Genomic DNA, 19123 nt, shown 5'->3' on the forward strand with positions numbered 1-19123 from the left:
ACGGCGCCCCCGACCCGATCGACATGGCGAACTGGACCGACGCGGACTGGGACGCGTGGCTCGCCCGGAAGCAGTCCGAAGCGGGCGGGGCCTGACTCATGTGGAAGGCCTCGCTGCGCAACGTCCTTGCGCACCGACTGCGGTTGCTCCTGTCCGGCCTCGCGGTCGTGCTCGGCGTCGCGTTCGTCGCCGGGTCGCTGATCTTCACCAGCACGATCTCGGCGGCGTTCGACAAGCTCTTCGACGAGATCTCGGCGGACGTCACCGTCAGCCGCGCGACCGCGTTCGACTCGAACGTCCCCGGCCAGCAGAACGGCGCGACGACCGTCCCGCGTGACCTCGTCGGCACGATCGCGGCCGTCCCCGGCGTGGAGAAGGCCGAGGGCCAGATCACCGTCGAGGGCGTGCGGGTCGTCGGGTCCGACGGCAAGCTCGTCGGCGTCGGCGGTGCCCCCGGCCTCGCGATCAACTACCCGGAGGAAGGCTCCGACGACACGGTCACGCTGCTGCGCGGCCGCGTGCCGAGCAACGGCGACGAGGTCGTGATCGACTCGGTGTCGGCCGACAAGGGTGGCCTCGACATCGACGACCGGGTCCGGCTGCTGACGCCGGGTCCGGAGATCGAGGCGACGATCGTCGGCATCTTCAAGTTCGGCGACACCGGCAACCTCGGCGGCGCCACGCTCACCGGCTTCACCGAGCAGCGCGCGCACGAGATCCTCGGCTCGGACGACTACACCGAGATCACCGTCGACGCCGCGTCGGGCCAGAACCTCGACGCCCTGCGCGACGAGATCCAGAAGGCGATCCCGAGCGAGTACATCGCGCGGACGAAGTCGGAGCAGGCGGACGAGAACGCGTCCGACGTGAAGGAGGCCCTGAGCTTCCTCAACATCTTCCTGCTGATCTTCGCGTTCATCGCGGTGTTCGTCGGCTCGTTCATCATCCTCAACACGTTCACGATGCTGGTCGCCCAGCGGACGCGCGAGCTGGCGCTCTTGCGTGCGCTCGGCGCGAGCCGGCGGCAGGTCACGCAGTCGGTCATGATCGAGGCCGCGGTCGTCGGCATCGTCGGCTCGACGCTCGGTCTGCTGTCCGGGCTCGGCATCGCGAGCCTGCTGCGCTGGCTGTTCGAGAAGATCGGCATCGAGCTCGGCAGTCAGGGCCTGGTGATCAAGGCCTCGACGGTTCTGACCGCCTACGTCGTCGGCATCGCGGTCACGATGATCGCCGCCTACTTCCCGGCCCGGCGTGCGGCCAAGGTCCCGCCGGTCGCGGCGATGAGCGACCACGTCGCGATGCCCGAGCGTTCGCTGCGGGTCCGCGCGCTGATCGGTGTGGTCCTGTTCGCGCTGGGCGTCCTGGTGCTGGGTCTCGGCCTCGCCGGCGTCAGCGACCAGCCCGCCGCCCTCGTCGGGGTCGGGGCGTTCGGCGTCCTCGTCGGGGTCACGGTGATCAGCCCGATCCTGTCGATGCCGTTCGTCCGTGCGCTCGGCGCTCCGTACCCGCGCCTGTGGGGCACGATCGGCCGGATGTCGGTCGCGAACGCGCTCCGCAACCCGCGCCGCACCGCCGCCACCGCGTCCGCGCTCATGATCGGTCTCGCGCTGATCGGCACGTTCGGCGTCATGGCGGCGTCGATCAACGCCTCGGTCGGCAAGGTCGTCGACAAGAGCCTGCGCGCGGAGTTCATCCTGCTCGACGAGAGCTACACGCCGTTCAGCCCGCAGATCGCCGAGCGCGCCCGCGAGACCGAGGGCGTCAAGTCGGTGACGCAGATGCGCATGACCGCGGTGCAGATCAAGGGCAGCACGAAGAGCATCGCCGCGATCAGTGCCGACTCGATCGGCGACGCCTTCGCCCTCGACTTTCAGGACGGCGACCCCGGCGGTCTCGCCGACCGCGGCGTGCTCATCGACGACAACGTCGCCGAGGACAACGACTGGAAGGTCGGGGACACCATCGGTGTCACCTGGCTCAACGGCACGCAGATGGACCTGCGCGTCGGCGGCATCTACGAGCGCAACGACATGCTCGGCGGATACCTGGTGTCGCTGGACACCGCCGCCGAGGGCGGGACGCGCCCGGTCGACTTCTTCGCGTTCATCAACACCGACGACGACGCCGACCTGCAGGCGGTCCGGGAGCGGCTCGAAGAGGGACTGCAGAACAACCCGGCGGTCGAGCTCAAGGACCAGGAGGAGTACACCGACTCCGTCCGCGCCCAGGTGAACCAGTTGCTCGGGCTGATCTACGGCATGCTCGCGCTCGCGGTCATCATCGCGGTGCTCGGCATCATCAACACGCTCGCCCTGTCGGTCACCGAACGGACGCGAGAGATCGGCCTGCTGCGTGCGATCGGCATGAGCCGGCGTCAGTTGCGTCGGATGATCCGACTCGAGTCCGTGGTGATGGCGATCTTCGGCGCCATCCTCGGCCTGATCGTCGGCATCGGCTTCGGCGTCTCGCTGCAGCAGACCCTCGCGGACGAGGGCATCAGCGAGCTCCGGGTGCCGGGCGTCCAGCTGATCGTGTTCCTGGTGATCGCCGGACTCGTCGGCGTCCTCGCCGCGGTCTGGCCGGCCCGGCGCGCCGCCAAGCTCGACATCCTCAAGGCGATCGCGACGCACTGATCCCCGGCCGTGCCGGGCGGCGCTGACGCTGCGTCAGTGCGCCCGGTTGCGACCGGTGATGTACTCGGCGATCAGCGGGGCGCCGGCGGTGACGGCGGCGTGCGCGTCGACGGACCCGTGGCCGTAGAAGGTGTTGAACGAGGCGTCCCCGGCACAGGCGGCCTGGTAGGTGGCGAAGGCGACGAGCGGGTCGGGGCACGTCTTGCCCTTCGCGGTGCCCTCGAGGACCGCGCGGACGGCGGCGGGCGGGAGACCGAAGTTCGCGCCGGAGCCGCTGCCGTAGGCGCTGACGATCAGGGCGGCGACGCCGCTGGCGTGCGGCGCGGCCATCGAGGTGCCCTGCAGGTAGTGGTAGAACCCGCAGACGTCCCGGCCCTTGCTGCGCTTGCACGCCTCGTGCACGCCGGTCTCCTCGCCCTGCGCAGTGAGGCGGCCGGTGGAGTCGACGACACCGAGCTTGACCGCGAGGGAGCGCGGCAGCGCGGAGAGGATGCCGTTCTCCTCCTGGCTCCCCTGCGCGGTGCCGGCGTAGTCGTCGAACCAGCCGCCCGGGGCGACGACCGACAGCGACGGGCCGAAGTTCGAGAACCCGGACTTGTTGCCGGACGGGCCGTAGGCGCCGACGCGGATCGCGTGCTCGTCCCCGGCCGGCATCGAGCGGCAGGTGCCGTCGACCAGGCGCGGGTGGGCGTTGCCCTCGGGGAAGTTCGGGCTGGACGCGTCGATCCGCGGCGCGGTCGGGTCCTGGTTCGCGTTGCCGAGGGCGACGACCTGCGTCACGCCCTTGCCGTCGGCGTACGCCATGGCGCGCGCCATGCCCTCGAGGATCAGCTGCTGCTCGCGCTGCTGGGCCGGGGTGTCCGCGAGGTTGCCGGCGCACAGCGCCGCCCACGGGTCCGTGTAGAAGGACATGTTGAGGACGTCGATCCCGATGTCCGCGGCGTAGGTGATCGCGTTGACGACCTCCTGCAGGAAGAAGTAGCCGGAGTCCTGCGCGCCGCGGACGTTCACGATCGTCACGTTCGGCGCGACGCCCGAGAGGCCGAAGCCGTCGAGGGCGGCCGCGATCGTGCCGGCGACGTGGGTGCCGTGGCCGTTGTCGTCGGCGTCGACGGGGTCCTGGCAGCTCGGCACCTCGCACGGGCCGTCGACCTCGATGCCGCGGGCGTCCTTCGGGATGTCGGTGACGAAGTTGCGCGAGAGCTTCTTGTCGAAGTTCGGCGCGATGTCGGGGTGGGTGCCGTCGACCCCGGTGTCGAGGATGCCGACGAGGACGCGCCGGTCGCCGCGCTCGGTCTGGTGCGCCTCGGGCGCGTTGATCGCCGTCAGGCCCCACAGGTGGGTGTCGAGCGGGTCGCCCGCCGTCGGGCCCGACGGCCGCGGCCGGGGCTTGGCCGGGCGCACCACAGCCTCCGGGTGGAGCGCCTGGGGGTTGACCTGCGGGAGCGCCGGCAGCAGCTCGGGCACCCGCCCGATGACCCGCACCGGCGTCACGAGCTGGATGACCGCCTCCCGCGCCAGACGGTCCGTGAACCCGTCGGCGCCCGCGACCGCGGTCACCAGGTTGACCACCGCGTTGGAGTTCTTCACCGTGCCGCCGGCGGCCTCGACCGCCGCGACGATGTCGTCGAGCGGCGCGCCGGCGACGCCGAGGACGGAGAAGTCGCGTCCGGCCTCCGGGGCCGTCTCAGCCGCGCTCGCGGGGCCCAGCGAGCCGACCGCCGCCCCGCACAGCGAGACGGACAGAGTCAGACCGGCCGCCAGGCGGGCAAAAGGGCGCATTCCGGAATCGTCCGTTGACCGTCCGCTTCCGTCAACCACGACGCTGCGCGCGCCGCGCCCGCGCCGCGGCGGGGGTGGCGGGCGGGACGGCGTCGAGCAGCGTCCGGGTGTACGGGTGCTGGGGGTTCGCCGTGATCTCGGCGGCGGTGCCCTCCTCGACGATCTGCCCGGCGGACATCACCGCGATCCGGTCGCTGACGTGCTCGACGACCGCGAGGTCGTGGGAGATGAACAGGCTCGTCAGGCCGAGGTCGGTGGTGAGGCCGGTGAGCAGGTTGAGCACCTGGGCCTGGACGGAGACGTCGAGCGCGGCGACCGGCTCGTCGAAGACGATCAGGTCCGGCTCGGCGGCGAGCGCGCGGGCGATGCCGACCCGTTGGCGTTGCCCGCCCGAGAGCTCGTAGGGGCGCCGGTTCGCCCCGTTCGGGTCGAGGCCGACGCGCTCGAGGAGCTCGGCGACCCGGTCGGTGCGCTCCTTGCCCTTGCGCAGGCCGTGGACGGCGAGCGGCTCGGCGATGCTCGCCCCGATCGTGAACCGGGGGTCGAGGGAGGCGTACGGGTCCTGGAACACGACCGCCGTCCGGCGGCGCAGGGCCCGCAGGTCGCGCCGGGACGCGGCGGTGACGTCGATGCCGTCGAAGCGCACCCGTCCGCTCGTGGGCTCGATCAGGCGCAGCGCGGCCATTGCCAACGTCGACTTCCCGGAGCCGGACTCCCCCACCAGCCCCAGCGTCGTCCCGCGCTCGACGCGCAGGCTGACGCCGTCGACCGCCTTACGCACCTCGCCGCGGCGGCCGCGGATCTTGAAGTGGACCGCGAGGTCCTCGACCTCGAGGAGGGCGGACGTCGTCGGGGGCTCAGGCATCGGGCGTCGCCTCCCGCAGGTCGTAGAAGACCGCCGCGCGGTGGTCCGGCGCGACCTCGCGCAGCGGCGGGACCTCGGTCTCGCAGCGCGGGTCCGCCGCGATCGGACAGCGGGGGCGGAACGCGCACCCCGGCGGGCGGTCGACCGGGTCGGGCGGGCGGCCGGGGATCGCCGTCAGCCGGTCGCGCGGCTGCCCGAGGACCGGGCGGGCGGCGAGCAGCGCGCGGGTGTACGGGTGACGGGGGTCGGAGAACAGGTCATCGACGCTCGCCTCCTCGACCACCCGCCCGGCGTACATGACCGCGACCCGGTCGGCGATGCCGGCGACGACGCCGAGGTCGTGGCTGATCCAGATCACCGCGGTGCCGAGGCGTTCCTGGAGCCGGGCGACGAGGTCGAGGATCTGTGCCTGGACGGTGACGTCGAGCGCGGTCGTCGCCTCGTCCGCGATCAGGACGGACGGGTCGCAGGCCAGGGCGATTGCGATCATCACCCGCTGCCGCAGGCCACCGGACAGCTCGTGCGGGTGCGACCGGAGCCGGCTGCGGGCGTCCGGGATGCCGACGGCTTCGAGCAGTTCGACGGCGCGGTCCTCGGCCGCGCGGCCGGTGAGGTTCAGGTGGACCTCCATGCCCTCGGTGAGCTGCCGGCCGACGGTGAGCATCGGGTTGAGCGAGGTCATCGGATCCTGGAAGACCATCGCGACGCCGCGGCCGCGAACCGCGCGCAGCTGCTTCTGAGAGTCCGTCAGGAGATCGGTGTCGCCGAAGCGGACGGCGCCGGTGACCGTCGTCCCCCGCTCCGGCAGCAGGCCGAGCACGGCGAGGGAGGTGACGCTCTTGCCCGATCCGGACTCGCCCACGATCGCGAGCGTCTCCCCCGGCCGGACGTCGAAGCTGACGCCGTCGACGGCGCGCGCGGGTCCGCGGGCGGTGTCGAACGTGACTGCGAGGTCCTGCACGGCCAGGACGGGCGGAGCGGTGACCGTCACTCGGCACCTCCCCGGTTCGCCGCTTCCATGGCCCCGCGCTCACGTGGGTCGAGGGCGTCGCGCAGCGCGTCGCCGACGAGGTTGCAGGCGAGCACGACTCCGAAGATTGCCAGGCCCGGGAAGGCCGCGACCCACCAGGAGTCCTCCATGTAGTCCCGGCCCTCGGCGAGCATGCCGCCCCAGGACGGGTCGGGCGGCTGCGTCCCGAGGCCGATGAAGGACAGCGCCGCCTCGGCGAGCAGGGCGAACGCGAGGCTGATCGAGACCTGCACGATGACCGGGCCGGAGATGTTCGGCAGGACGTGACGGGTCAGGATCCGGGCGTCGGAGGCGCCCACCGAGCGGGCAGCGCGCACGTACACGGTCTCGCGGACCGAGAGCGTCCCGGCCCGGGCGATACGGGCGAAGATCGGGATGTAGACGATGCCGATCGCGATCGTCGCGTTCGTCGGGCCGGGGCCACGGACCGCGAGGATCGCGATCGCGAGCAGGATCGCAGGGAAGGCGAACAGGACGTCCATCGAGCGCATGAGGATCGCGTCCAGCCAGCCCCGGTAGTAGCCGGCGAGCAGGCCCACCAACACGCCGGCGACGGCGGCGATGGTCACGGCGAGCAGCGCGACCTTCAGCGACGCCGAGGCGCCGACGAGGACCCGGGAGAGGATGTCGCGCCCGAGTTGGTCGGTACCGAAGACGTGGTCGCCGTCCGGGGCGGCAAGGCGGCCCTCGACGACGTCGACGTCGTTGGCGCCGTAGGGCGCGAGGGCGTCGCCGAACACCCCGACGACCACGAAGGCCAGCAGGACGAGCGCGCCGAACGCGCCGAGGGGGTTCCCCACGACGGCCCGCAGCATGCCGCGCGTCATGTGAGGCTGATCCTCGGGTCGAGCCACGCGTAGAGCAGGTCCACGACGAGGTTGACGACCAGGAACACCGCGGCGAACAGCAGCACCGCGCCCTGCAGCACCGGGTAGTCCCGCGCCTGCACCGACTGCAGCGCGAGCTGGCCGAGGCCGTTCCAGGAGAACACGATCTCGACGACCACCACGCCAGAGAGCAGGTAGGCGAGCTGGATGCCGATGACGGTGAGCACCGGCACCGCGGTGTTGCGCAGGACGTGACGGCGGATCACCACTGCCTCGGACAGGCCCTTCGCACGGGCGGTCCGGACGTGGTCCTCGCTGAGCACCTCGAGCGCAGCCGCGCGGACGAACCGGGTCAGAACCGCGCCGGAGACCACGCCCACCGTGAGGGCGGGCAGGACGAGGTGGCGCAGCCAGCGCAACGGGTCCTCGGTCAGCGGGACGTACCCGCCGGCCGGGAACCAGCCCAGCGAACCGGCCAGGATCAGGATCGCGAGGATGCCGAGCCAGAAGTCCGGCACCGAGATGCCGAACTGGCTGACCAGCGTCGCGGCGCGGTCGAGGATCGAACGCGGGCGCAGGGCGGAGGCGAGGCCGAGGGGCACGGAGATCAGCAGGGCGACGACGATCGCGGCGACGGCCAGCGACACCGTCGCCGGCAGGCGCTCGGCGATGACGTCGGCGACCGGGTCCTCGCTGCGGAAGCTGACGCCGAGGTCGCCCGTCACCGCGTTGCCGAGCCAGTGGAAGTACTGCGAGACCAGCGGCCGGTCCAGACCGGACTCCGCGCGCAGCGCGTCGTACGTGCCCTGGTCGAAGCGCGTCCCGAGCGCGAGCCGGACGGGGTCGCCCGGCACCAGGTGGATGAGCGCGAACACCGCGATGCTGACGCCCCACAGGACGCCGACGGTCGCCAGGACCCGGCGCGTGAGGTAGTTCATCCGAACCTCACGTTCTCGAAGTTCACCGCGCGGTCGGGGCGGATCTCGTACCCCGTCACCTCCGGCGACCAGCCCTGCACGACCTGCGGGTTGTAGAGGTAGAGGTAGCTCTCGGCGTCGACGATCCGCCGTGCGACCTGGTCGTACAGGTCCTCGCGCGCAGCGGGGTCCGGTTCGGTGGCGGCGCGCTTGAGCAGCTCGTCGGTCTCGGGGTCGCAGTACTTCTGGTAGTTGTTCGCGCCGTCGCACGAGTGCTGGGACTGGTAGAAGTCGAACGGGTCGGCGTTGCCGATCCAGCCGAGCAGGAAGCTGTCGAAGTCCCCCTTCGACTCGCGGTCCAGCCAGGTGGCGAACTCCTCCACCTCGACCCGGACGTCGATGCCGACCTCGTGCAGGTTCGACGCGATCACCTGCGCGACCTGGACGGTCTCGGGGTACTCGCTGGTCACCATCAGCCCCAGCGAGACCCGCGGGTGCCCGGCGTCGGCGAGCAGGGAGCGCGCCTTCGCGACGTCGCGCGTGATCGGGGCGTAGTCGGTGTGGCCGTACAGACCCTCGGGGATGGCGGTCTGGATCGGTTTCGCGGCGTTCGGCTGGGCGGCTTCGGCGATCGCCTCCCGGTCGAGGCCGTAGTTGATCGCCTCCCGGACGCGCTCGTCGTCGAACGGCTTCCGTTCGAAGTTCGTGGCCAGGTACCAGTAGTCGACGCTCGGTACCTGACCGAGCGTCACGTGATCGTCGTCGGCGAGCTTCTTGAGCTGGGAGGGCGGGAGGTTGTCGGTCCAGTCGATCTCACCGGTCTGCAGGGCGACCAGCGCGGTCGTCGGCTCGCTGACGAACCGGAACTCCAGCGACGAGACGTGCGGGCCGTCGCCCCAGTAGTTCTCGTTCGGCAGCAGCGTGATGCCGGCGGCGGTGTCGCGGGCGACGCGGAACGGCCCGGTGCCGTCGGTCTCACGGGCGAGGTTGAGCCGGTCGGCCGCGCCCTCGGGAAGGATCGCGGTGCCCTTGAAGCCGCCGAGCTCGGCGAGCAGATAGGGCGTGGGCTGGGCGAGGTCGATGCGGACGGTGTGGGAGTCGACGGCGACGACGTCGGTGATCGGCTCCAGCCGGAACGCGTTGGAGAGCTTCTCGTCGATGATCCGCTTGAGCGAATAGACGACGTCCCCGGCGTCGAACTCCTCGCCGCTCGCGAACTTCACGCCGCGGCGGAGCTGGAACGTCCAGGAGCGGCCGTCGTCGGCGGTGGTCCAGGACTCGGCGAGCTGCGGGTCGTACCCGGAGCCGTCGGGCTTGGGGACGACCAGGGTGTCGTAGACGTTCTCCAGCACCTGGAAGCTGGCGTACGCGGTCGTCTTGTGCGGGTCGAGCTGGTCCGGCTCGCCGCTGATTGCGGCGACGAACGGGGTCGGGCCCTTGTCGACCGCGTTCAGGCCCTCACCGCAACCGGTGAGGGCCGCCAAGCCCACGAGAACCAGTCCCAGCGCCGCCGACGCCGCCCGCGGCGGGCGCGGGCGGCGTGCGGACGAGCGGGCAGCCGTCGTTCTCAGCTCCTGCGGGCGAGTGCGGAGAGGTTCTCGGAAAACCTGTCCGCCTCACCGCCCGCGCAAACCCGCGGTGTCTGTGCGGCGGCTGGCAGCTCGCTGCCGCAGCCGTCAGTCGGCGACGATGCGCTTGGCGACGTAGCGGCCGTTGCGCTTCTCGCCGCTGACCTTCACGTCGTCGCCCCGGCGCAGGTCGCGGAGGTTCACCCGGTCGCCGTCGCGCCAGATCTTCGCGTCCTTGGCGACGTGGACCGTGCGGTTCCGCTTGCCGAGGTCGACGACGATCTTGCGGTCGGCCCGGTCGACCGAGCGGATCTCGCCGTCGATGCGGAAGTAGCTGACGTTGCGGCGGTCGCTCTTCTTCTTGCGGTCCTTCTGGTGCTTCTTGTGCTTCTTGTGGTCGTCACGGTCGAAGAGGTTGCCGATCAGGCCACCGAGGCCGGGCCCGCCGTCGGCGGGCGCGGCCACCGCCGGGGCCGCCGGGGCCAGCAGGCCGAGGGTGAGCACGCCGGAGATGAGCAGGGTCTTGCCGTTCATGGGGTGTCTCCTCGAATCGGCAGGTGGGAGGGTCGGAGTCAGGATTTGCGATCAGTGCACCGCATGGATTGCGCAGTTTCGGCGTCTTTTGCCAACTTTGGGGTTCGTGTCGGCGCGCTGTCCCGGTGTTGCTGCGAACGAGGTATGACGAGGGAGCCCCGAATGGACCAGCGCTGGCGGACCGACGGCGTCGCGGTGATCCCGGCGGAATCGCTGGACTCGAACACGCCCCAGACCCCGGGGATGCACCGCGCGGCCGCGGTGAACGGGCCCCGCGTCGGCGCTCAGGGCCTCTGGGCCGGCACCGTGCGGATCTTCCCCGGCGCGCAGACCGGCGCCCACCACCACGGCGAGCTCGAGAGCGTCATCTACGTCGTGTCCGGCCTGGCCCGGATGCGCTGGGGCGAGCGTCTGGAGTTCACCGCCGAGGCCGGCCCCGGGGACTTCATCTGGGTCCCGCCGTTCGTCCCCCACCAGGAGATCAACGCCTCCCCCGACGCCGAGCTCCACTGCGTCCTCGCCCGCTCCGGCCAGGAGGCGATCGTCGTCAACCTCGACATCGACGGCGTCGACAACCCCGCGACCGTCCCCTGGGTCGACCCGCTCCACCGCTGAACCCCTCACGACGTCAGCGACATCGAGCGCTATTGCGCGCGATCCCGCTGACGTTGCGGGTCCGTCAACTGCTCGACCGCGAACTCGGCGAGAGCGACGAGGGGCCAGGTGCGCACCTCACTCAGGGGCGCCCAGGCGCAGCAGTCGGTGGTGTTGTCCACTTCGTGGACGAGCTCGCCGGCCCCGGTCGTGACGTCGTAGACGAGCCCGACGAAGTGCACCGGAGGCCAGGGCCGCTCAGGCGTCCACTCGAAGACGTGGGAGAACACCGCGACCACACCTCCGCGCGTGCCTGCGAGCCCGGTTTCCTCCCGCAGCTCACGAAGGACGGCGTCGTCCGGGTGCTCCCCCGGCAGCACCCCGCCGCCGGGCAGCGTCCACCGCCCACCGTCGACCGCGTCCGGCGCCTGCCGCGCGAGCAGCACCGCGCCGTCCCGCACGCACAGCGCGTACGCCCCGAGGTACCGCTCCATCGCCCCGTCGCTCACTCGACCACGCTAAGCCCGTTGGAGATGTCATCTCCACGAGCGACAGGCGAACGCCCCAGGCCTTAGCCGGCGGGCTCCCGATGACGCGCAGAGGAGATCTCGCTCGTTCGCTAGCGGTATCGGTGCCAGTGAGCAACTACGGCACGCTCGGCTTCCTCCGGGTCGGAATATTCGATGCCGCCGCCATGCACGTTGCAACCGATGACGAAGAGCGATGCGCCGTCGCAGTAGTTGCGCGACCGACTGAGGTACGGGCTTCCCGTGCGGTCGGAAGGCCGCGTTCCAATTGCCCTGATCTCGCGATCAAACCTCGTCGGCGTGACGTGGACCGGCCGTTCGGCCCGGGTCACGACGCCCGACGCTTCCGCGGAAGCGTGTTTCCTTCACTACGTCCGAAGAAGTGGCTGCAACAGCAGCCACATCTTCGGACGTCAGGTGTTGAAGTATTTCGCCTCGGGGTGGTGGACGACGAGGGCGTCGGTGGACTGCTCGGGGTGGAGCTGGAGCTCCTCGGAGAGGACGACGCCGACGCGGCCGGGTTCGAGGAGCTCGACCATCTTGGCGCGGTCCTCGAGGTCGGGGCAGGCGGGATAGCCGAAGGAGTAGCGGGAGCCCCGGTAGCCCTGGCGGAGCATGGCGTCGAGGTCGCCGTCCTCGTCGCCGAAGCCGAGCTCCTCGCGCACGCGGGCGTGCCACATCTCGGCGAAGGCCTCGGTCAGCTGGACCGAGAGGCCGTGGAGCTCGACGTAGTCGCGGTAGGAGTTCGCGGCGAACAGCTCGTTCGCGGCCTCGGAGATCCGGTTGCCCATCGTCACCAGCTGGAAGGCGATGACGTCGATCTCGCCCGACTCCTTCGGCCGGAAGAAGTCCGACAGGCACAGGTGGCGGTCGCGGCGCTGGCGCGGGAAGGTGAAGCGCAGGCGCTCCTGACCCTCCTGCGGGCCCTCGTGGTGGAGCACGACGAGGTCGTCACCCTCGGAGTAGCAGGGGAAGTAGCCGTAGACGACGGCTGCCTCGAGCATCTTCTCCGCGAGGATCCGGTCGAGCCACATGCGCAGGCGCGGGCGGCCCTCGGTCTCGATCAGTTCCGAGTAGTCCGGGCCCTCGCCGCCGCGGGTGGACTTCAGCCCCCACTGCCCGAGGAACAGGGCGCGCTCGTCGATGTAGGACGAGTAGTCCGCGAGCGGGACACCCTTGACGATGCGCGTCCCCCAGAACGGCGGAACCGGGACCTTGTTGTCGACCGCGACGTCGGAGCGCGCCGGCATCTGGTCGAGCGGGGTCAGCTCGAGCTTCGCTCCCCCGCCGGTGACGCGGCGCTTCTTCAGCGGCGGCAGCTCGGCGCCCGGGACGCCGCGCTTGACGGCCATGAAGGCGTCCATCAGGCGCAGACCCTCGAAGGCGTCGCGGGCGTAGCGGACCTGACCGGTGAACTGGTCGGCGAGGTCCTCCTCGACGAACGCGCGGGTCAGCGCCGCGCCACCGAGCAGGACCGGCCACTTCTCGGCGAGCTGACGGCTCATCAGCTCTTCGAGGTTCTCCTTCATGATGACCGTCGACTTCACGAGCAGACCGGACATCCCGACGACGTCGGCGCGGTTCGACTCGGCGGCCTCGACGATCGCCGCGATCGGCTGCTTGATGCCGATGTTCACGACCTTGTAGCCGTTGTTGCTCAGGATGATGTCGACGAGGTTCTTGCCGATGTCGTGGACGTCGCCCTTGACCGTGGCGAGCACGATCGTGCCCTTGCCCTCGTCGACGCCCTCGGCCTTCTCCATGTGCGGCTCGAGGTACGCGACCGCGGTCTTCATGACCTCAGCCGACTGGAGCACGAACGGCAGCTGCATCTGGCCCGAGCCGAACAGCTCGCCGACGGTCTTCATGCCGGCCAGCAGCGTCTCGTTGATGATCTCCAGCGCCGGACGCTCCTGCAGCGCGAGATCGAGGTCGTCCTCCAAGCCCTTCCGGGCCCCGTCGACGATCCGGCGCTCCAGCCGCGCGAACAGCGGCAGCGAGAGCAGCTCGTTCTCCTTCTCCGCGGCCATCGACTTGGTGTCGACGCCCTCGAACAGCTCGAGGAACTTCTGCAGCGGGTCGTAGGCCGGGCTGTCCGCCGTCGCGGGCCGGCGACGGTCGTAGATCAGGTCGAGCGCGGTGTTGCGCTGCTCCTCGGGGATGCGCGCCATCGGCAGGATCTTCGAGGCGTGGGCGATCGCGGAGTCCAGACCCGCCTTCACGCACTCGTTGAGGAACACCGAGTTCAGCACGATGCGCGCGGCCGGGTTCAGGCCGAAGGAGATGTTCGACAGACCCAGCGTCGTCTGCACGGTCGGGTACCGCTGCTTGAGCAGCCGGATGCCCTCGATGGTCTCGAGGCCGTCCTTGCGGGACTCCTCCAGACCGGCACCGATGGTGAAGGTCAGGGTGTCGACGAAGATGTCCTCGACCCGCACGCCCCATTTGGCGACGAGCTCGTCGATCGTGCGCGAGGCGATCTCGACCTTGCGCTCCGCGGTGCGCGCCTGGCCCTGCTCGTCGATGCACATGACGACGACGCCGGCGCCGTGCTCCTGCACCAGCGGCATGATCCGCGCGAACCGGGACTCCGGGCCGTCGCCGTCCTCGAAGTTGACGGAGTTGACGATGACGCGGCCGCCGAGGCACTCCAGACCGGCCTGCAGGACCCCGGGCTCGGTGGAGTCGAGCATGATCGGCAACGTCGAGGCGGTCGCGAGTCGGCCCGCGAGCTCCTTCATGTCGGCGACGCCGTCGCGGCCGACGTAGTCGACACAGAGGTCGAGCAGGTGGGCCCCGTCGCGGATCTGCGCCCGGGCGATGTCGATGCAGTCGTCCCACCGGGCCTCGAGCATCGCCTCGCGGAACGCCTTCGAGCCGTTGGCGTTGGTGCGCTCGCCGATGGCGAGGTACGAGGCGTCCTGCTTGAACGGCACCGCCGTGTACAGCGAGGCGACGCCGGGCTCGGGACGCGGGCGCCGCGTGCCCTTCTCCGTCGCGCGGACGCGCTCGACCAGCGCGCGCAGGTGCTCGGGCGTCGTACCGCAGCACCCACCGACCAGCGAGAGGCCGTAGTCGCGGATGAAGGTCGCCTGGGCGGCCGCGAGCTCGTCGGGGTTGAGCGGGTAGTGCGCGCCGTTCGGGCCGAGCACCGGCAGGCCCGCGTTCGGCATGCAGCTGACACCGATGGTCGCGTGCTTCGCGAGGTAGCGGAGGTGCTCGCTCATCTCGGCCGGGCCGGTGGCGCAGTTCAGACCGATCAGCTCGATGCCCAGCGGCTCCAGCGCCGTCAGGGCCGCACCGATCTCCGAGCCGAGCAGCATCGTGCCGGTGGTCTCGACGGTGACCTGCGCGAAGACGGGGACGTCGATCCCGGTGGCCGCGATCGCCCGCCGTGCGCCGACGATCGAGGCCTTGGTCTGCAGCAGGTCCTGGCTGGTCTCGACCAGGACGGCGTCGATCCCGCCGGCGAGCATGCCCTCGGTCTGCTGCTGGTAGGCGTCGCGGAGCAGCGCGTACGGCGCGTGGCCCAGCGTCGGCAGCTTCGTGCCGGGACCCATCGAGCCCAGCACCCAGCGCTGCTGGCCGGTCTCGGCCGTCCAGTGGTCGGCGGACTCGCGCGCGATGCGCGCGCCGGCCTCCGCGAGCTCGTAGATCCGTTCCGGAATCTCGTACTCACCGAGGTTGGCGTAGTTGGCGCCGAACGTGTTGGTCTCGACCGCGTCGCAGCCGACCTCGAAGTACGCGTCGTGGACGGCGCGGACGACCTCGGGGCGGGTGACGTTGAGGATCTCGTTGCAGCCCTCGTACCCCTGGAAGTCCTCCAGCGAGAGGTCGTGCGCCTGGAGCATCGTCCCCATGGCGCCGTCGGCAACGACGACGCGCTCGGCGAGGGCGCGACGCAACTCCTGTGGGGACGGGCTCATGGAGGCCACATGGTAGTCCTCGCCGTCCGATAGGTTCGACGGATATGTCCGCAGGCACCTGGTGGACCGACTCGGGAAGGACGGCACCGTGATCACGTTCGAGGGCGCGGACGCGCTCGTGGACCCGGTGCTGCTCGCGTCCTTCGAGGGCTGGAACGACGCCGCGGAGTCCGCCTCGGGGGCGTTGGCGCACCTCACGACGGCGTGGGACGCCCGTCTCATCGGCGAACTGGACCCGGACGAGTACTACGACTTCCAGGTGAACCGCCCGACGATCTCGGTCGACGTGGAGCCCGGTGTGTCCCGCGTCACCTGGCCGACGACGCGCTTCTACGCGGCGCGCCTCGACAACGGCCGCGACGTCGTCCTGATGCGCGGCGTCGAGCCGAACATGCGCTGGCGCGGGTTCTGCGAGGAGCTCATCGAGGCCTGCCGGACGCTCGGCGTCCAGACGGTGATCACCCTGGCGGCCCTGCTCGGCGACGCCCCGCACACCCGGCCCGTCCCGGTCCGGGGGACGTCGATCGACCCGGCGCTGCGCGCCAAGCTCGGCCTGGAGCCGTCCAGCTACTCCGGCCCGACCGGGATCGTCGGCGTCTTCCAGGACGCCTGCACCCAGGTCGGTCTGCCGGCCGCGTCCTACTGGGCCGCGGTCCCCTACTACGTCGCCCAGCCGCCGTGCCCGAAGGCGACGCTCGCGCTGCTCGGCAAGATCGAGGACGTCCTCGACGTCACGATCCCGCTCGGCGACCTGCCCGACGAGGCCCGCGCCTGGCAGGACGGCGTCGACGAGCTCGCCGCCGAGGACCAGGAGGTCGCCGACTACGTGCGGTCCCTGGAGGAGGCGAAGGACACCACCGAGCTCCCCGAGGCCTCCGGTGAGGCGATCGCCAAGGAGTTCGAGCGCTACCTCCGCCGCCGGGACGAGGGCCGCGGCCCGCTCGGCCCGAGCTGACGCCGCGTCACCTGTCAAGAAAGGGTGTCACCCTTTCTGGACAGGGCGGGCGGCTACTTGGCGAGGTCCGCGAAGACGACGACGTTGCGGGGGAAGCCACCCTTGGACTGGTCGTAGGCGCCGGTCGAGGTGATCAGGCGCAACTGGGCGGCCTTGCCGTTGCCGTAGATGCGCTTCTCCGGAACCTGGCCGGCTTTGAACTGCTCGACCGAGCGGACGACGAAGGTCAGCTCCTGGCCCGCCTGAGTCGTGACCGTGAAGCGGTCACCGGCCTTGGCGTCGACGAGCTTGGCGAAGACGTCGGCACCGGCCTGGCTGCGGCGGCCGAGGACGACGGCGCGACCGGGCTGGCCCGGCTCCGGGCCGCTCTCGATCCAGCCGGCGCGACCGAGGTCCGGGACCTGGAGCACCTGAGTGACCGGGTCCATGGTCAGCGGGTCGAGCTCGGTGTTGATCCCGAGGCGCGCGAAGGTCAGCGTCGCCGGGTAGTGCTCCTGGCCCGCGACGACCGTGTTCTGGGCGACGGCCGGCTCGGAGTCCCAGGGCCAGCCGCCGAGACCGCCGATGAACAGCACCGGCGTCGCGGACAGGGCCGCGAGCGCCAGGTGGAGCTTGGACATGCGGGTCCACGAGCGCCCGCCGGGCTCCTCCTCGGCGACGGCCGCCGCGGCTGCGGCGAACTCCTCACCGGTGTGCTCGGCGAACAGGTCGTGCTCGCCGGTGTCGTCGACGTCGGTGCGCTTCACGAGCACCCCACCGCGTTCGGCGCGCTTGATCACAGCGACCCCCCGACCGATCCGTTGATCAGACCGCGGCGACCCGCGGTGCTCGCCGCGCCGGCGGCGCCGGTGACGGCGATGCCCCCGAGCACGATCAGGGCGATGGTGGCGGCGCCCGCACCGGCCGCAGCGGCCTCGGCCGCGTTCGACGGGAAGATGTTGCGGATGTCGTTGACCAGCCCGGGCAGGCCGCCGGGCTTCTTCTCCGGCTCACGGACGACGGGCGCGGGGGCGACCGGGGTCTGCTCCATCGGCGCGGTCCAGGTCGAGCCCGGGTCCGCGATCGAGTCGACGCGGTCGGTCTTGGTCGGCTTCTTGACCGGCTTCTTCGGCGGCACGACCGTCTGCGGGGCCGGCTGCGGCTTGGAGTCGACCTTGGCGGGCTCCGACAGGCCGAGGCCGTCGGTCAGGCCACCCACGGCGCCGCCGAGCAGCGGCAGCTCCTTGGTGGTCTTGGTCAGGTTGTCGACGGTCTTCCCCAGCAGCGGCTTGTCCGCGTTCGCGGCGATCTCCTCCGGCGTCCGGATGCCGAGCGAGTCACCGAGCAGGCCGTCGACGGTGCCGAGCAGGTTGTGGAGCAGGACGCCCACCTGCGGCAGCGACAGCGGCGGGACCGTGCTCTGGGTCGTGCTGCTCGGCGAGCTGGTCGCCGGCGCCGGGCTCGTCGCGGCGGAGGCGGCGCCGGTGCCCACTGCCGAGACGGCCGCCGTCGCCACGATCACGGTCGCCAGTCGGCGAGCGGTGGTGGAACGGACTGCCATGGCGGTGCCTCCATCAAAACGACGTACACGAACCGTGTGTACCTGAGTTGACGTGCCGAGCCCACGGAAGGACTCAGGTCCCGAGCTAAATGGCCCTTAAGGATGAGAGGCGAATCGGACAAATCAACAAAACGCCCCGGCCAGGGCCACCTCGGCGATCTTGGTCCGGGTCAGCGCCCCGGCGTCCGGACGGTCAGAGCGCGACGCCGAGCAGGGCGTCCGAGAGGCGCGAGATCACGCCCGGCGCCCCGAGGTCGGCCCCGCCCTCGGCCTCCTGCCGGGCGGCCCAGGCGTCGATCGCGGCCAGCGCGGCGGGGGCGTCCAGATCGTGCGCGAGCGCCGTCCGGACGGCGGTGAGCGTCTCGGCCGCGTCCGGGCCGTCGGGCCGGGAGACGGCGGCGCGCCAGCGCGCGAGCCGCTCCTGAGCCTGCATCAGCACCTCGTCCGTGTACTCCCAGTCGGCGGCGTAGTGCCGGCTGAGGAGCGCGAGCCGGATCGCCGCGGGCTCGACACCCGCCGCACGCAGCTTGGAGACGAAGACGAGGTTCCCCCGGGACTTCGACATCTTCTCGCCCTCGTAGCCGACCAGGCCGGCGTGCACGAAGGAGCGGACGAATCCGGGCTCTCCGGCCAGGACGTGGGCGTGCGAGGCACCCATCTCGTGGTGCGGGAACGCCAGGTCGCGGCCACCGCCCATGACGTCGACGACGTCGCCGAGCAGGTTCCGGGCGATCGCGGTGCACTCGATGTGCCAGCCGGGGCGCCCGGCGCCCGCCGGGGAGTCCCACGCGGGCTCCCCCGGGCGCTCGCCGCGCCACACCAGGGCGTCCAGCGGGTCCTTCTTGCCGGCACGGTCGGGGTCGCCCCCACGCTCGGCGAAGAGCTCCAGCATCTCGGCCTGCGAGAGGTTCGCCACCGCCCCGAAGGCCGGGTCGAGGTGCACCGAGAAGTACGTGTCCGGCTCGACCTCGTAGAGCGCGCCGCGATCGCGGAGCCCGACGAGGAAGTCGTTGATCACCGGGATCGCCTCGACGGCCCCGACGTAGTGCTCCGGCGCCAGGACGCGCAGCGCGATCATGTCCTCGCGGAACAGCTCGGTCTCCCGCGCGGCCAGCTCGCGCCAGTCGTCGCCGGTGGCGTCCGCGCGCTCGAGGAGCGGGTCGTCGACGTCGGTGACGTTCTGGACGTAGTGCACCGGCACCCCGCTGTCGCGCACGGCGCGGTTCAGCAGGTCGAAGGTGACATAGGTGTTCGCGTGGCCGAGGTGCGTCGCGTCGTACGGGGTGATCCCGCAGACGTACATCCGGAAGGCGGCCCCGGTCACGGCGGGGACCAGCGTGCCCGAGGACGTGTTCCGGACCTGCACCGGCAGTCCCTGGCCGGGCAGCCGGGGAATCTCCGGGGAGGGCCAGGCGTGCATGGGTG

Annotated in this window: 14 protein-coding genes and 1 pseudogene; 3 read left to right on the forward strand and 12 right to left on the reverse strand. The window is 71.2% G+C overall.

What is annotated here, in order from left to right:
• Window positions 1–98: 98 nt before the first annotated feature.
• The gene (locus ABD401_RS13685) at window positions 99–2633 is read left to right on the forward strand and encodes an ABC transporter permease (protein WP_344605595.1); all 2535 of its coding nucleotides are present in this window, start codon (window positions 99–101) and stop codon (window positions 2631–2633) included.
• 33 nt (window positions 2634–2666) lie between these two features.
• On the opposite strand, the gene ABD401_RS13690 is transcribed toward ABD401_RS13685, so the two are convergent.
• The 7 genes and pseudogenes from ABD401_RS13690 to ABD401_RS13720 form a co-directional block, all read right to left on the reverse strand.
• Entirely contained in the window at window positions 2667–4415 is a 1749-nt protein-coding gene (locus tag ABD401_RS13690) for a S8 family serine peptidase (protein ID WP_344605597.1), read from the reverse strand.
• 49 nt (window positions 4416–4464) lie between these two features.
• Window positions 4465–5280 (reverse strand): annotated as a pseudogene (locus ABD401_RS13695) (ATP-binding cassette domain-containing protein); the annotation flags it as partial.
• On the reverse strand, window positions 5273–6271 hold the full coding sequence (locus ABD401_RS13700; protein ID WP_344605601.1) for an ABC transporter ATP-binding protein: 999 nt from the start codon (window positions 6269–6271) through the stop codon (window positions 5273–5275). The pseudogene ABD401_RS13695 and the gene ABD401_RS13700, both read right to left, overlap by 8 nt.
• Complete coding sequence (locus ABD401_RS13705; protein ID WP_344605603.1) at window positions 6268–7137, reverse strand: ABC transporter permease; 870 nt, start codon at window positions 7135–7137, stop codon at window positions 6268–6270. The genes ABD401_RS13700 and ABD401_RS13705 overlap by 4 nt, the downstream gene beginning before the upstream one ends.
• Complete coding sequence (locus tag ABD401_RS13710; RefSeq protein ID WP_344605605.1) at window positions 7134–8075, reverse strand: ABC transporter permease; 942 nt, start codon at window positions 8073–8075, stop codon at window positions 7134–7136. Before ABD401_RS13710 ends, ABD401_RS13705 begins: the two co-directional genes overlap by 4 nt.
• Window positions 8072–9553 (reverse strand): ABC transporter substrate-binding protein, encoded by a 1482-nt coding sequence (locus ABD401_RS13715; RefSeq protein WP_425566149.1) that lies wholly within the window; start codon window positions 9551–9553, stop codon window positions 8072–8074. The genes ABD401_RS13710 and ABD401_RS13715 overlap by 4 nt, the downstream gene beginning before the upstream one ends.
• Before the next feature lie 177 nt (window positions 9554–9730).
• Window positions 9731–10156 (reverse strand): DUF5666 domain-containing protein, encoded by a 426-nt coding sequence (locus ABD401_RS13720; protein WP_344605609.1) that lies wholly within the window; start codon window positions 10154–10156, stop codon window positions 9731–9733.
• A 162-nt stretch (window positions 10157–10318) separates the two neighbouring features.
• On the opposite strand from ABD401_RS13720, the gene ABD401_RS13725 reads away from it, so the two are divergent.
• Entirely contained in the window at window positions 10319–10771 is a 453-nt protein-coding gene (locus ABD401_RS13725) for a cupin domain-containing protein (protein WP_344605611.1), read from the forward strand.
• 29 nt (window positions 10772–10800) lie between these two features.
• Here the strand turns inward: ABD401_RS13725 and ABD401_RS13730 are convergent, their stop codons facing one another.
• Together ABD401_RS13730 and metH are read right to left on the reverse strand one after the other, a co-directional pair.
• A complete protein-coding gene (locus ABD401_RS13730) occupies window positions 10801–11259 on the reverse strand; it encodes an NUDIX hydrolase (protein ID WP_344605613.1) in 459 nt (152 codons plus the stop codon).
• A gap of 431 nt (window positions 11260–11690) precedes the next feature.
• Window positions 11691–15203, reverse strand: a complete 3513-nt coding sequence (gene metH, locus ABD401_RS13735) for a methionine synthase (RefSeq protein ID WP_344605615.1) — start codon at window positions 15201–15203, stop codon at window positions 11691–11693.
• 88 nt (window positions 15204–15291) lie between these two features.
• On the opposite strand from metH, the gene ABD401_RS13740 reads away from it, so the two are divergent.
• The gene (locus tag ABD401_RS13740) at window positions 15292–16158 is read left to right on the forward strand and encodes a PAC2 family protein (RefSeq protein ID WP_344605617.1); all 867 of its coding nucleotides are present in this window, start codon (window positions 15292–15294) and stop codon (window positions 16156–16158) included.
• Window positions 16159–16211: 53 nt separating this feature from the next.
• Here ABD401_RS13740 and ABD401_RS13745 read toward each other — a convergent pair whose 3' ends face one another.
• The 3 genes from ABD401_RS13745 to mshC form a co-directional block, all read right to left on the reverse strand.
• Window positions 16212–16937 (reverse strand): class F sortase, encoded by a 726-nt coding sequence (locus tag ABD401_RS13745; protein ID WP_344605619.1) that lies wholly within the window; start codon window positions 16935–16937, stop codon window positions 16212–16214.
• Window positions 16934–17698: a hypothetical protein gene (locus ABD401_RS13750; protein ID WP_344605621.1), complete on the reverse strand. Its 765-nt coding sequence runs from the start codon at window positions 17696–17698 to the stop codon at window positions 16934–16936. Before ABD401_RS13750 ends, ABD401_RS13745 begins: the two co-directional genes overlap by 4 nt.
• A 193-nt stretch (window positions 17699–17891) precedes the next feature.
• Window positions 17892–19118 (reverse strand): cysteine--1-D-myo-inosityl 2-amino-2-deoxy-alpha-D-glucopyranoside ligase, encoded by a 1227-nt coding sequence (mshC, locus tag ABD401_RS13755; protein WP_344605623.1) that lies wholly within the window; start codon window positions 19116–19118, stop codon window positions 17892–17894.
• Window positions 19119–19123 lie beyond the last annotated feature (5 nt).

Origin of the sequence: Sporichthya brevicatena (genome assembly GCF_039525035.1) — a bacterium.
GTDB classification, from domain to species: domain Bacteria; phylum Actinomycetota; class Actinomycetes; order Sporichthyales; family Sporichthyaceae; genus Sporichthya; species Sporichthya brevicatena.